This is a genomic window from Candidatus Hydrogenedentota bacterium (assembly GCA_018005585.1).
GTDB lineage: Bacteria > Hydrogenedentota > Hydrogenedentia > Hydrogenedentales > JAGMZX01 > JAGMZX01.
This window is the reverse complement of sequence record JAGMZX010000078.1, coordinates 12,057-26,772: the sequence shown is the minus strand read 5'-3', so window position 1 is coordinate 26,772 and position 14,716 is coordinate 12,057. Positions and strand designations below refer to the sequence as shown.

At 62.7% G+C, this 14,716-nt stretch carries 8 protein-coding genes; 5 read left to right on the top strand and 3 right to left on the bottom strand.

The genetic code is table 11. From position 1 onward, the window contains the following. Positions 1–2,533: SGNH/GDSL hydrolase family protein (locus tag KA184_13890; protein ID MBP8130666.1), on the bottom strand; the 2,533-nt coding region annotated here is incomplete at its 3' end. A gap of 323 nt (positions 2,534–2,856) precedes the next feature. On the opposite strand from KA184_13890, the gene KA184_13885 reads away from it, so the two are divergent. Then, positions 2,857–5,769: an alpha-L-rhamnosidase N-terminal domain-containing protein gene (locus KA184_13885; protein MBP8130665.1), complete on the top strand. Its 2,913-nt coding sequence runs from the start codon at positions 2,857–2,859 to the stop codon at positions 5,767–5,769. 87 nt (positions 5,770–5,856) lie between these two features. Here KA184_13885 and KA184_13880 read toward each other — a convergent pair whose 3' ends face one another. Continuing rightward, positions 5,857–7,413, bottom strand: coding sequence for a right-handed parallel beta-helix repeat-containing protein (locus KA184_13880; protein MBP8130664.1), 1,557 nt, complete (start codon positions 7,411–7,413; stop codon positions 5,857–5,859). Continuing rightward, positions 7,410–8,756: a neutral/alkaline non-lysosomal ceramidase N-terminal domain-containing protein gene (locus KA184_13875; GenBank protein ID MBP8130663.1), complete on the bottom strand. Its 1,347-nt coding sequence runs from the start codon at positions 8,754–8,756 to the stop codon at positions 7,410–7,412. Before KA184_13875 ends, KA184_13880 begins: the two co-directional genes overlap by 4 nt. A gap of 178 nt (positions 8,757–8,934) precedes the next feature. On the opposite strand from KA184_13875, the gene KA184_13870 reads away from it, so the two are divergent. From KA184_13870 to KA184_13855, 4 genes are all read left to right on the top strand, one after another. Next, entirely contained in the window at positions 8,935–10,263 is a 1,329-nt protein-coding gene (locus KA184_13870) for an aminotransferase class I/II-fold pyridoxal phosphate-dependent enzyme (protein ID MBP8130662.1), read from the top strand. A gap of 1,255 nt (positions 10,264–11,518) precedes the next feature. Then, entirely contained in the window at positions 11,519–12,373 is an 855-nt protein-coding gene (locus tag KA184_13865; GenBank protein ID MBP8130661.1) for a sugar phosphate isomerase/epimerase, read from the top strand. A 41-nt stretch (positions 12,374–12,414) separates the two neighbouring features. Then, on the top strand, positions 12,415–14,187 hold the full coding sequence (locus KA184_13860; protein MBP8130660.1) for a sodium/solute symporter: 1,773 nt from the start codon (positions 12,415–12,417) through the stop codon (positions 14,185–14,187). A gap of 64 nt (positions 14,188–14,251) precedes the next feature. Continuing rightward, positions 14,252–14,716 (top strand): PmoA family protein (locus KA184_13855; GenBank protein MBP8130659.1); only part of this gene is annotated, 465 nt, incomplete at its 3' end.

The window sequence follows — 14,716 nt, the reverse complement described above, 5'->3', positions numbered from 1 at the left end:
TCTGGTCCGCGGAATGCGTCCCAACCTCACCTTCACCTTCGCCCTCGCCCTCACCTTCACCTTCGCCCTCGCCCTCACCTTCACCTTCGCCCTCGCCCTCACCTTCACCCTCACCTTCACCCTCACGTTCACCCTCACCTTCACCCTCACCTTCACCTTCACCTTCGCCCTCACCTTCGCCCTCACCTTCGCCCTCGCCTTCACCCTCGCCTTCACCCTCCCCTTCACCTTCACCCTCACCTTCGCCCTCACCTTCACCCTCCCCTTCACCTTCACCTTCACCTTCACCTTCACCTTCACCTTCACCTTCACCTTCACCTTCGCCTTCGCCCTCGCCTTCACCCTCGCCTTCGCCGGGCGTGATCAACGCGCTCAGGAGTTCGGCCTCGCTCAGCTTGCCGTTCCTGTCTCCGTCGAAAAGACTCAAAAGCGGCTGCGAAAAGCCCAGCGCGCGTCGCTTTGCTTCCATGAGGTTGATATCGCCGCTCAGGTCTCTGTCAAGCCCCTCAAATTCATCCAACAGATGACCCGCCACGGCGGACATGTTCTCCGCCTTGCTCAACAGGCCGTCGCCGTCCAGGTCCCGTGCGTCGAACACGGCGGGGGCAAGCGTGGGCATCGTGACTTGCGCTTCCGCCAGGGACAGCGCGGCGTCGTCGTCCGTATCGGACAGATCGAAGTCCCACAGCAGTTCCTCGGGCACGTATTCCGGGTCTGTTGGCACGGCCGTATCGTCGAGCGCGGCGGAAAGATAGTCTTCCTGCTGCTTCGGTTGCGCGCAGCCGTGGTATTCCGTGCGGTTGCGGTAACCGTCCGCGTCGGCGTCGCCGTACCAGGAGAAGTACTGCTCCGGCCGCTGGTAGTTGGCGATGTTGGGCGCGGTGATATCGACGGGGAAGTCGTCCTGCCCCGCGATGAACGTCAACAGGAGCACCGGAAGGATCACCGAATCATAGTCGCCCAGCGTCAAGAACCCGGCCATGACCGTGTCCATGCCGGGCAGGATCTGCGCGGCTATGCCGTTTTCGCCACCGAGGTCCGACTGCATCTGCGCGAGGTTATGGGCCCAAAATCCGGCGGCCGCATCGTGGGAGATGCCGCCGCGCGCGCTGAAATCCAGGCCGGGATTGTCGAGACACGCCTTGATGAGCCCGAACTCAAACCTCTCGAGCATCGTGTTCCCGCCAATGGTCAGATCCTCGATATTGACTTCACCGCCGTTCGCGTCGCACAGGTCCGGGTGAAAACTGAAGCCGTTGAGCTGGTCGAGATACGGCGTCGAGACGAGGTCGAAGAAGGTTAACGCCGCGTCGAAGTCGTCATCCGCGGGCGCCGGGACCGGGTCGTACGCGAACGGCCCGTCATGGGTGAAATCGCCGTTGCCGAATCCCGCGCCCGTGCCCGGCCCGCCCAGCGGGTGATTCTCGCCGTCCACGATGCTGTCGTCGTCGATGAGGCTCAGGCGCGCCGTTTCGGGCGCCGAACCCGCCGCGGCCGTCACGAGATACACCGCATCCGAACCCGTCACGCTCAGCACGGGAATTGCCGGGCCGGCCTCGCCCTCAGCCGCCGCGAAATCGCCCGTGTCGACACCCGACACCGGCTGGCTGAACGTCACTTTGAAGACAGCCTCCCCCTTCCCGGCGGCCACGGGCACTATTTCGAGCGCGCGCGGCCAGGAAAGCCATTCCGCGATGAATTCGTCGAGGCAGCGGCGCGCCACAAGGTCGTAGCCCGCCTCCGTCAGGTGGATATCCCCGTCGATGAGCGCAACCGGCGGCGCAAGATACCGCGGGTCGCCGCCCGGCCAGGGGTCATATTCCGGGTAGCCGCCGGGGTATGGCACCGTGTACGGCGGCAGCGCGGGAAGCGTGCCGCCCAGCCCGTCCGGCACTTCCGGCGCGCCGAAATGATACTGCATCAGGCCGAAGTTGTGTACGTAGAAGACACGGTCCCGCGCCTCGGCGATGGCGCGCTTGTGCAGTTCGAATCGCGCAAATCCGCGCTGGCCGACCTCAATCGTGCAGTCGTCGCGCTGCCGCCCGCTGTACGTGTAGCTGTAAATGACGACCTTGATATCCGGGCGCATCGCCAGCACGAAGTCTACGACCTGCGCTATGTTCGATTCGATGGCTTCGAACAGAACTTCTTCCTCTTCCGTGGTCATTGTCGGCCGCCACCGGGAATACCCTTCCATGCCGCGCAGGAAATCGTTCCCGCCCAGGCTGATGGTCACGATATCCAGCGTCGGATATCTCAGGAGTTCCTGCTCGATCAGCGGCAGGCCCGTCACGAGGTAATCATCCGTCGTCGCGCCCATGATCGCCGTGCGATAGCCCAACTGGACGTAATCTTCCAGGCCGGGGTAGTCCTGCAGCGCATCATCGAAGGATTTCAGGGCCTGGGGAAAGCCCGCCCAACTGTCGCCCACCAGCAGTATGCGCGGTACCGGCATGCCTGACTCATAGCCCTGGGCTGCAGTGGTCACGGGTACGGAGAACAGGAGCAACAACACAGACACACGCAAGAACATGACAAGGCCTCCAGCAGCGGGTCGAACCGCACATTACGCACGGTTGATTTCTAAGATCACTATAATCCAGAATCTCAATAAATTCAAATGAACATCCCAAAAGTGGGGTGAAACGGCCTGCATTGGCGGCAACATGGGTGGTCTTTGGAACAGGGCAAGACGGCCGGGACAGCATGGACAGGATGACGGGGCCCGGACCACCTTGGCGGAACCTGTCGGGACCTTGTCCTTTGCCGGGCGGGGCCTTATACTCGCGGATTCATGGACGTTGCGCCGGCGGGGCCGGTCTCGCACCCAGCCGGGGAGACAGGAAGGGTATCACTATGCGCAGGATGGGACTGATGATGGGCATTCTCATGTCGATGCATGGACTCGCGGCCACGGCGGCGCAGGAGGATTTGCAGGCATCGTGGATTTGGAAGCAGCGCGACCAATATGACGGATACAACGACACGATTGAGGCCCGGCGGGCCTTTGAACTCGGCGAGTTCGCCGGAGCGGTGCTGCGCATTACGGCGGACAGCTACTACCGGCTGTTTGTCAATGACCAATGGGTTAACGACGGGCCTTGCCGCAGTTGGCCGGACCATTATCAGTACGATGTCGTCGACCTGACGCCTTATCTCCGGGCGGGAGCCAATGAAATCCGGGTCATCGCCAAATTCTTCGGTATCGGCACGTTCCACCAGGTGCCCGTCGAAGCGGGGTTGCTGGCGCAACTCGACGTGACCGACGCCCAAGGCAAGACGGTGGCCACGGTCGCCACGGACGGAACCTGGGAAGTCCGCGACGCCACGGCATGGGCCAAGTGGGCGCCGAAACGGTGCGTCCAGATGGACCTCTACGAAATCTATGACGCCCGAAACGAAAATACGAGCGCGTTCGAACCCGCGGTAGTCCGTTATGCCGCGGAAGCGGGACCCTGGCGCGATTTGAACCCGCGCGACTGCCCGTTGCTGACCCGTATCCCGTTCCCGATGAAGACATTCGTGCACGCGGTGGCCGTCCAGCGGCCGGAATGGGACTCCTATGTCTTTCCCACTTCCGAACTGGCGCGCGACGGCGTCACGTTCGCAAACAATCAGTGCATGAACACGGGCGTGTACGCGACCGTGATAGACCTTGCCGAAGCGGCTTCGGTCAAGTTCGACACGGATGGGAACCGCGTTGTTGTGGACGGCGACGAGGGCATGAACGGGCGGTTCAAGCTGGAAGCCGGCCGTCATTTCGTGCTGGTGTCGCTCACGCAGTATTTCGGGCATTGGCGCACGGACACGGTGCTCCACATCGAAGTGCGCGCCGCGTATACGCTGTATAACCCCCTGGAGGAAGCAGCAGCGTCGCCGTGGTGCTTCGCGCGGATCGACGGGGGCGGCTTCCAGGCGGCGGACTACAAGTGGGCGCTGATGAGTGAAGACGAGAAGGCCACCGTACGCGGGCGCGTCGATCAGGCCCTTGCGGACGCCATGGCGAACGCCGGGACGCTGGAAGGATTCCGCGCGCGCTTCGGGAAGACGGCCCGCATCCTCGACGCGGACATGGTCACTCCGGACGTGGACGGGCTGTTCAAGGCGCGCCATCCGCTGGAGAACGCCAAGGCGCGCGTGGACAAGCCGGAGGACATGACGGGCGATATGCACGGGGTGACCGTCGTGCACCCGTCGAAGGGGGGCGAGGTCGAACTCGTTTACGACCTGGGCGAGCAGAACGTGGGATTCTGGCAGTTCGAGCTGGATGCCGGGCCGGGCGTCGTCGTCGATTTGGCCGCGGTCGAATACATCACGCCCGAGGGCCGGGTGCAGCACACAGACCGCTATCGCAACAGCATGCGCTATATCTGCAAGGAAGGCGAGAACCGCTTCACCAGCCTGGTGCGCCGGTCCGGCCGCTACCTGTTTGTGACCTTCCGCGGCCTGACCCAGCCCGCAATGCTGCGCGGGCTGCGCCTCGTCGAGTCCACCTACCCCGTGCAAGCCATCGGGCGTTTCGAGGCCTCGGACCCGCGCCTCACGCGCGTCTGGGAAATCTCCGCGCGCACGCTCAAACTCTGCATGGAGGACTCCTTCACCGACTGCCCCCTCTATGAACAGACGTTGTGGGTCGGCGACGCGCGCAACGAGGGCATCTTCGGTTACACGGCGTTCGGCGCGGCGGATCTGGCGCGGCGCTGCGCGAAATTGACGGCCTATTCGCTCGAAAAACACCCGGTCGCGTTGTGCCAGGTGCCGTCCACGTGGGAAACCCTGCTGCCCGCATGGAGCTTTCTCTGGGGGATTATGGTCTGGGATTACTACTTCTACACCGGCGACCAGCAATTCCTGGCGTGGGCGTATCCCTACGTCATCAAGAATCTCGAGGGCGCGGAGCAGTACAGCGACGCGCGCGGCCTGTTCAGCGCGCCCTTCTGGAACATGTTCGACTGGACCGCGATCGACGACGGCCACAACACCGTCACACACAACAGCATGTTTGTCGTGGGCGCGATCGACGCCGCCATCAAATGCGGCGAAACACTCGGAGACCAGGAACACCTCGACTGGCTGCGCGGCTATCGCGAGCGGCTTGTCACGGCCATCAACGCGCTCTGGGACGACAAGCGCGGCTGGTATCCGGACAGCATCCACAACGACGGCGCCGCAAGCGAGAAGTCCTGCATCCACACCGGATTCTTGAGTCTGCTCTACGACATCGTGCCGCCGGAACGTCATGACGATGTGCTGGCGAAAGTCCTGAATCTGCCGGAAGGCGTGACGCCGCTCGGCTCGCCCTTCGCGGCGATGTATCTGTTCGAGGCGCTTGAAAAGGAAGGCCAGGCGGAAGATATCGTCCAGCGCATTTACCGCTACTATCAGCCGATGCTCGATCTCCACTCGACCACGGTCTGGGAGTCCTTCGCCGAGGGCAACATCGGCCGTGACGAATTCCCGACGCGCAGTCACTGCCATGCGTGGTCGTCCGCGCCGATCCATTTCCTGAACCGGATCGTCCTTGGCATCGTGCCCGACGCGCCTGGCGGGACGTCCTACCGGGTCAGCCCGTACCTGTGCGGCCTTGATTGGGCCAAGGGCGCGAGCGCGTCCGTGAAGGGTCCGGTGGAAGTGTCGTGGAGCCGGACTGGCGACGTGGTGAGCATCGAAGCGCGCGCGCCCGAGGGCGTAGCGTTGCACTATGAGCCGAACAGCAGTCTCGCCGGACTCAACGTCACCTATAACGGCGAGGAATCCGTCAAAGATTGATGCCCTGTGGCATGGGCGGCATCCCCGCGGAAGCGGAGACCATGCTCCTGCACGGGTGAGACGCCCGTACCGCGCCTGGCCGCAGACTTATTCTGCGCGGACGTTGCCCGATGCCTGCTCCGTTGCGGCGGCGTCCATGCTCACGTCGAGAACTTCCGTGAGATAGACCGCCGGCGCGCCGTCCCTGCTCGGGCGAGCCCGAAACCCGTCGATGCGCAAGTGACGCACGTCTTCGCAAAACAGGGCATGCCCGGCCTCCGCGGGCTCCGCGTGCGAAGGCATGCCGCCGTTCTCGGGCCACGTGATATCGCGATAAACGTCGGTCGTGAGCCGCCAGAAATCGTCGGCGTAGTCGAGGACGACGTTGCGCAGCGCCAAGTCGTCCACGTGGCGGCAATACAGGCCATAGGCGGGCATGGCGCCGAACATGGCCGCTTCGGGGTAGACGCGCGCGAGTTCGAGCACTGGCTCGTTATCCGGCTGGCGTGGGTTGCCGCCGATGAAATGGATTCGGATATCGGACAACGTTACGCCCTGCACGCGCGCGTAAGGCAGGCCGGTGATGCTGCACGCGAGCGAGGCGCGCGTCGCGACAACGTTGCTGACGCTGACGTTGCGCAACGTGCCCGGGACCGGCTCGCCCATGTCCCGCCCGCGGTTGCCTAGGCGGATGAAGACCGGCGCGCGCACGCGGTCCATGACAATGTTCGAGACCACGATGCCGTCGAGGTCGCCGCCGTCCACGGATTCGAGCGCGATGCCCGAGATGGCCGGGCGGTGATCCTTGAATCCGGTAATGACGCAATTGCTTACGGCAATGCGTCTGAACCCCCCGCCGGATTCCGTGCCCAGCTTGAAGCCGTTGCACACGGTGGACAACACGCAATTCGTCACGACAATGTTTTCGCAGGCGCGCCGTTCGCCGAGTGAAAAGCTGGCTTTGGGCACGATCGCGTCGTCGACGGATTCGATATGGCAGTTCGAGACGCGCACGTTGCGGCAGGAGTCCGGGTCGATACCGTCGGCGAAGGCGTTGAGGATCGTTACGCCGTCGATGTTCACGTTGTCGGTTCCGAGCAGGCTGATCGCGTAGTTCGGCGCGTTCAGGATGCGAATCCCGCGGATTTCGACGAATGCGCAGCGTTTCAGGGCGATCGGCTTGGGTCCGCCGCGTTTGACATGATTGGCGTCGATCGTCCCGCTGCCTGTGATGGCGACACGCTCGATACCGTCGCCGAAAAGCAGCGACCGCTGAAAAAACGAGGTTTCCGGGTCGGCGTCGTTCCTGAAATCGATCTTCTCGAAGGGGGCGTAATCTTCCGGATTGTCGCTGCCGAGCAGCGTGGCCCCGTGGTCAAGAAACAAGTGAACACGGCTGCGCAGGTAGAGCGTGCCGCACCGGTACGCACCCGGCGGGAACACGACCGTTCCGCCAGCCGCGGCGCAGGCATCGATCGCGCCTTGGACGGCGGCGGTGTCATCGGCGAGACCGTCGCCGGTTGCGCCGTGGGCGCGAACATCGCGGGAGTCGGGCGACTCGGCCGCCAGAGGCATGGCGAGAGAAGAGAAGACCAAAAGGACCAACGGGACGCAGAGGGGGCCATTGGGCGGGAAACCAAGAGCGGTTGTCCTGGGGCGGGTCACGGTACCAGCGCTCCGAGGCCGGCCGCGAGTTCTTTCAGGGCGTCGAGGATGCGCTGTTCGATGTCGTCTTGCCATTTGGCGGGCATGCCATACAGGATTTGCGCCGTTTCGCCCTCGTACCCACCTTCCTTCAGCACGCGCACCGACGGGATGTAGCTCATCATGTCATTCGAGTAGCCCATGACAAAAGTGTCGTGCCCCAGCAGTTTCTTGGCGAGAATCGCGTAGTCCACAACGATTTCGCCGCCCAATACGACGATATTCTTGTTTCCGAGACGCCAGCACTGCACCGGATAAGGATAGGTGGTCCTGAGTGGTTTTCCCGCGTCGAGTTGGGCGATCAGTTCCTCGGCGGCCTTCTTGTGATAACTATCGGCATCCCTCGCATAGGCCGCCAGTTGCTCGCGCGTCGGCGGCGGGCACAACGGGAGTTCTACTTCCGTGTAGGCGGTCCGCAGGACGGGATCGAGCGTCTGCATCGGCCCCGAGAGCGCGCATGCAACCGCGGCGGCGAGGTCCTTGCCGTATTTTTCCGCGAGCGCGACCGAACGGCGCGGCAGCGGGTTCTGGTCCGCGCCGCAACCGGCAAAAAAGAGGGCGGTACAACCGGGATGCGTCTGCTCGACGGCGATCTGCGCAAAACCGGCGTAGTCGCCGCACCACTGGTACTGGTCAAGCACTGTGCAGTGACAGGCATAGCCGAAGACCAGCGCGAGCGCGGCGCCGTCCGGCCTCGTGACGCGCAGTACGGGAACGGCATGGTCCACGGGGCCGTCAAAGTCGTGTGTTTCGAGAATCTCCGCTTCCTTGTTGTTGCGGCGGTTGACCGCGAAACGCGCGACGCTGTTGCCCGACGCGAGTTGCGCCGGCTGCATGGCATTGAACGCCTCTTCCACCGCGGCCACCACCTGCGCTTCGAGCCTGCTCGAATACCGTTTCACCTTGTCCAGCCCTTGCGCGTCCAGCGGATAGATGCACAACAGCGATTCGTCGAGAACGGGCCCGGAGTGCGTGTGCGACGAGTTCAGGACAATCTGCGCGCGTTCCAAACCCAGCCGCGCCTTCAGTTGGTCGCGGATGCGGTCGGACATGCTCTTCGGAAAGCCCAGAATATCGCTGGTCACGAGCACGGCCTTGTTCCCCGCGGCGTCCTGAAGGGCAAGCGCCTTGACCCAGAGCGGATGCAGCGTACCCTCGGCCTCGTGACCGCGCGAGGCGTAACCCGCAAGCCACATGGGCTCTTCGGGAGTGATATCGGCGCGCGCCACACCGGCCATCCAGCCGCTGTCCGCCGCGCCGCACAACATCGATCCGCTCAAAATCGCCAATATAGTCATGCCCATGATTACGCTCCCTTCTTCCTGTTGGCGAAAGGACTAGCTTAGAAGAACTGGCCCGCTGCGTCAACATCCGGCTGGGCAATCCTTGATAGTCCGGCGCCAGGCGATTATGATGGTGGGCAGGTTTTCCATGGTTACTCGTTTAGACCGCGGGGATTTGAACAACCGGAGGGATATTACGATGACTCCGCAGCATACGTCCGATGCATTCCGTCCTTCACGCCGCGACTTTCTGATTTCGACCGGGGCAATGGCCGCCGCGGGCCTGACCGCCTCGGCGCCGCGGAGCGCCCGCGCCGCGACCGAAAAGCTGGCCCTGCACGGCGGGCCAAAGGCCATTACCGCGCCCGATGGCGACGCCGCGCGGTGGCCGCTGTACGGTCCGGAAGAAGAGCAGGCGATTCTCGAACTGCTGCACGCGCCCAGTTACGACCCTATAGACAAACTGGAACAGGAGTGGAAGGAGTTTCTGGGCGCGCCATATGCCAAGGCGCACTTCAATGGAACCAGCGCGTTGGCGTCGATGTTCTTCGCGCTGAACCTGCCGCCGGGCAGCGAGATTCTGGTGCCCAGCTACACCTTCTTCGCGACGATCGTGCCCATGCGTCTGTTCGGGCTCGTACCCGTGTTTGTGGACATCAACCCGCGCACGCTCAATTTCGATCTCGACGACGCGAAGAAGCGGCTCACGCCGAACACGAAGGCGGTGCTGCCGGTCCACTGGATCGGCTTGCCCGCGGACATGGACCACATCAGCGACTGGGCCAATGAGAAGGGGCTCATCGTGCTCGAAGACTCCGCGCACGCGCACGGCGCGAAGTTGAAAGACAAGGTTATGGGCACGTGGGGCCGCATGTCGATCTACAGCTACCAGATGTCGAAACCACTGCCCGCGATCGAGGGCGGCATGGGCGTGTACCAGAATCAGGAGGACTTCGAGCGCGCCACGTCCTTCGGCAATTACGACATGCCCGGCGTGGCGCAGGACGGCGCGTATTACAAATACAAAGGCTCCGGGCTAGGCTTGAAGTTCCGCATGCACCCGTTCGCGGCGGCGCTGGCGCGGTGCCAGCTTAAAGGGCTTGTCGCGCGCAACGAAGCGGGCGCGAAACAGGTCCGCCGTCTCAACGACGTGCTCACGCAGTTGCCGGGCCTCTACGAACAGTCAAGCGGGCGCAAGGACATGCAGCGGCTCTACTACGCGTGGAACATGCTCTTTATCGACGAAAAGGAAGCGGGCATGACGCGCGACAAGGCGGTCGAGGCGCTCCAGGCCGAGGGCGTGCGCATCAGCGGCACGCACTACACGCTACAACACGAGTTGCCGCTCTACGCCGAGGACGAGTGGTGGCACCACAAACCCGTGATCCCCGATCTGCCCGGCTCGCGCCAGGCGAACGCGACGAGCATGGGTCTGCCGTACTTCACGAAAGAGGTTCCGGAACTCGTCGACCAATACGTCGCGGCCTTCGAGAAAGTCTGGGCGCACAGGAAGGAATTGGCGGCGTAGTCGAGAATGCGCGGTCAGAGACGAATCTTATTTCGGAAAGCGGATTAGTGAAGATCAGCGCAGATTAGTATCAGACTCTTCAAAATCAAGATAGCGGAACGCTAATTTGGGCTGACCGTCACTCATAGGGTCGTGCGTTGTCCGGTGGGCTAGTTTGTCAATTTCGGCCATCAAGAATCTCCGGAATGGAAGCGATTTCTCCTTCCGTTGGATAGCCAAGAGGAAGGTTCGCCCTGAATTCCTGTGACGAGGCTCGTGACTTCGAATGCGGTCCGAAGGGGCGGCGGCACAATAGCCCACGGGCGGCGTCCTGGGATACGAAATGGGAGGAAGACCAAGACTGAAAAGGCGAGACAGGTCTTGCCAAAGAGATCAGTGCGAAAGAGAAAGAGAACGAATCATCGTGAAGCCGCTATCTTATCTGCGTGGACGCGCCGGCAACCGGCGGCTGTGAAGATGCAGTGTTTGCCGATGCGAGTCTTGCGCTATCGAATGAGCTTGTTGCAGGGCGGCATGTGATGGCGTTGTCAGACCACACTCGGCGAGAGCTCCGGGCGGCGCCAGGGGCAGTGAGACGCCACATTTCGGTCGTTTCGGAGGAAAATGCGCTTGTCTTGTCGGGTAGCCGCGAAGCGACGGACCTGGCGGAAGCCCATTTGAGCCGCGGTGTGGTGGGAAGCGGTCCGCATGCGGATGCGCTGCATGTGACGTTGGCAACGGCGGGACGCGCGGACGTATTTGTCAGTTCGGACTCCCCGCACATCGTCAATCTCGGGGGCATACGGTTATGCAGCGCGGTTAACTTTGAACAGGGCTATGGTACAATCGAAATTCGGACCCCGAAGGAGGTCTTGGCATATGAAGAAGGATTCTGACGCCGTCTCATTCATGCGAAAACGGCGTGAGGAGTTCGACGCTGAAGACACGGCGTTGACACGGAAAGAACGCAGCGCCAAGACGCTTGCTTTGCTGGAGGATGGTCCTCTTTGGCAGCGGCTGCGCGGGCGCCGCGTGAGCGCGAGTGGCAGAGACCTCGTTCCGGCCGATCATCCCGTTCAGAGACGGCGGTATGGACATTCAGCATTGTCCTTCGGGTGGAGGAGGGCGCCTTCGCAAGACCTGCGGCAGCCTGACGCGCACCTATGAAGGCAAGACTTGCGCCGTTGGCAAAATCGCCCGCGTACCGTCGTGAGACCGTGTGACACTGAGCGTGCTTGTGGCGCTTCGGCACCGATGTGAAAGGAAGGGTGAGGAAATGCGGTTACATGAAGTCCTTTCTTGTCTATGTGTTGTGTTTTGCGTTGCCGGCTGCGCGACGCTTGGGCCGCAAGGGGCGCCCGCGGCCGAGCCGTGGCCGCTCGCCGTGCGCGTGATGAGCTACGGCAAGTATCAGGACTCGGCCTGGGCGCACTTGCAGGAGATCGGGGTCAAGTACGTGTTCATGGCGGTTCCCGCGCCGGACCAGGCGGACGCCGAGATGCAGCGCCTCGCGCAGTACGGCCTGAAACCGCTCGTGTTCCGTTGCGGCGCGGAGTTGAGCAAGGACACGTTCCTGGACGACATCGCGGCGCAATTGGAAACGTGCGAAAAGATGGGCGTGAAATACATGTTCATGTCGGCAAAACGGGGAGAGCTCTCCAAGGAGGACGCCTATGCGCGGATTCGCGCCGCGGGCGAACTCGCGCGCGCGCACGGCGTCACGATCACCCTCGAAACGCACCCGGACCTCGGCACAAACGGAGCGGTCCAGGTCGAAACGATGCGGGCGATCGATCATCCGAACATCCGCGTGAATTTCGACACGGCGAATATCACGTACTACAACCGCGGCACGAGCGCCGTGGCGGAATTGGCGAAAAGCATCGATTACGTGGGCACGGTCGAATTCAAGGACCACAACGGCGCATTCGAGACGTGGAACTTCCCCGTGCTCGGCCAGGGCGTGGTAGACTTCCCTGCCATCGTGCGGATGCTGCGCGAAAAGGTCTACACGGGCCCGGTTACGCTCGAATTCGAAGGAGTCCAGGGTGTGGAATTGACCGGGGAGCAGACGAAACACGCAATCGCCGATTCGGTCGTTTTCGCGCGCGGCCTGACCAGTTTCGAGTAGCGCGAGCGCCGTAGACAAAGAGCGGAAGGAGGCCATCAGTCATGCCTGTCAATCAGGGACACCTCGAATTTCCGGACCTGTTGATGGTCGGCGGGTATTTCGTGCTGATGCTGGGCATCGGCGTGTATTTCTACAACCGCATGCGGCATATGAAGGATTATTTCAGCGGCGGCAACAGCATTCCATGGTGGCTCAGCGGCGTCTCGTTCTACATGACCAGTTTCAGCGTGGCCGCGTTCGTGTTCTATCCGTCGTTGTGCTATCGCTACGGCTGGGTCGGCATCACGCTGCTATGGGTGGCTGTGCCCGCCACATTTTTCAGCGCCACGTTTTTCGCGGCGCGCTGGCGCCGCGCCCGGATCGACAGCCCGGTCGAGTACCTGGAAACGCGGTATAGTTCGCTCGTGCGCCAGTTGTTCGCGTGGCAGGGCGTGCCCGTGAAGATTATCGACGACGGCATCAAGCTTTTCGCGACCGGCACGTTCATTTCCATCTGCGTAGGCCTCGACATCCGGATCAGCGTCTTCGCAGCGGGCAGCATCATTCTCGTCTATACGTTCATGGGCGGGTTGTGGGCGGTCGCGGTGACCGATTTCATCCAGTTTGTCGTGCTGACGGTGGGCATTCTCGTGATCCTGCCGCTCTCCATCGTTCGTGCGGGCGGCGTCGGCGCGATTCTGGAGCAAGCGCCCGAAGGTTTCTTCCGTCCGGTGACGGAAGAGTTTGGCTGGACCTATGTGATTCCGCTGGTGCTCTTGTATGCGCTCGCTTGGAGCAGCATCAACTGGTCGCTCATCCAACGGTATTACTGCGTGCCCAGGGAACGGGACGCGGTCAAGGTGGGGTGGCTCGTTATCGCGCTCTATATCATAGGCCCGCCCATGATGTTTTTCCCGGCAATCGCGGCCACGCAGTTCCTGCCCGGGCTCGAGGACGCAGGCAAGGTTTACCCCCTGCTATGCACGGAACTGCTTCCCGCGGGGATGCTCGGCCTCGCCGTCGCCGCGATGTTCTCGGCCACCATGTCCACGCTGAGCGCGGACTACAACGTGTGCGCGAGCGTCCTGACGAACGACGTATACAAGCGGCTCGTGCGCCCGCGCGCGTCGCAAAGCGAACTGGTGCTCGTGGGCCGCTGCATGACGCTCGTTGTCGGGGCGGTGGCGCTCCTCACGGCGTTCCTTATGGCCCGCGGCAAAGCGGAGGACCTCTTCCGCATCATGGTCACGCTCTTTGGCGTGGCCACGGCGCCCGTCGCTGTGCCGATGTTGCTCGGACTCGTCTCACGAAGAGCGACGAATCAGGGCGCGACCGCCGGATTCCTTGTGGGCATCGCCTGCGGCCTGGCTCTGTTCTTCCTCTCGCGCTACAAGCACGATGTGCAGTTCCTCGGCATCCTCTGGGATCATAAGAATGAGAACATCGTGATCGCGGGGCTGGCCCTGAAAATGGAGATCGTCCTCTTCCTCAGTACGGCGATCGTGACCTTTGGCGTCATGCTGCTGTTCAGCCTTATCGCCCCGCCGGACTCCGCCGCACGCGCGCGCACGGAAGCCTTCTACGCGCGGCTCCGCACGCCCATCGGCGCGCTGCCTGAAGACGAAGAGATACGCGTTGCTCGCGCGTACATATCGCCGTTCGGCGTCGTGGGTGTATCCATCCTCTTGATCGGCGTGTTGCTGCTCGCGGTGCTGCCGTGGGTGGGCGGCGGCCTTGTCGTCGCGCTCGATCTGGCGCTGGCGATCGTTCTAATCGCGCTGGGCGGAGTCGTCGCCTGGTTTAGCCGTGGGCAGACCGCAACGGGAACGCAATGAACCGAGGCAACCGTCGTGTCCATCTCAAACCCCGAACCCTGAACCCCGCCAAGGAGCCCCCTTTATGCGACACTTTGTCTTTCTATTGGCGCCGCTGCTCGCGGTAACGGGCGCGGCCTGCGCGGCGGGAAACGATCCTGAACCGCCGTTTCAGCAGGGCGTGGACCTTGTGGTGGACGGCGCCCCGTGGCTGCGCACCGTGACGATACCCTTTGACAGGCAAGACCCCGTCAGCACGTACAAGGTCTACACGCACGTGTTCGATTTCGAGGGGACAGGCGCGATTACGAAAGGCCCCGGCGGTCTCTATACGCATCACCGCGGCATGTTCATCGGCTGGCGGGACACCGTCATCGGCGATGCTCATTTCAATACCTGGGGCATGGAGGAGTGTTACCAACTGCACGTCGCGTGGCTGGCGTTCGGCACGCACGGGTTGTGGGCCTTCCAACAGGAGAAAATCGAATGGCGCGACCTGCGCGACGCGCCTTTCATCGAGGAAGTCCGCACGATTGGGGCGACACCCACA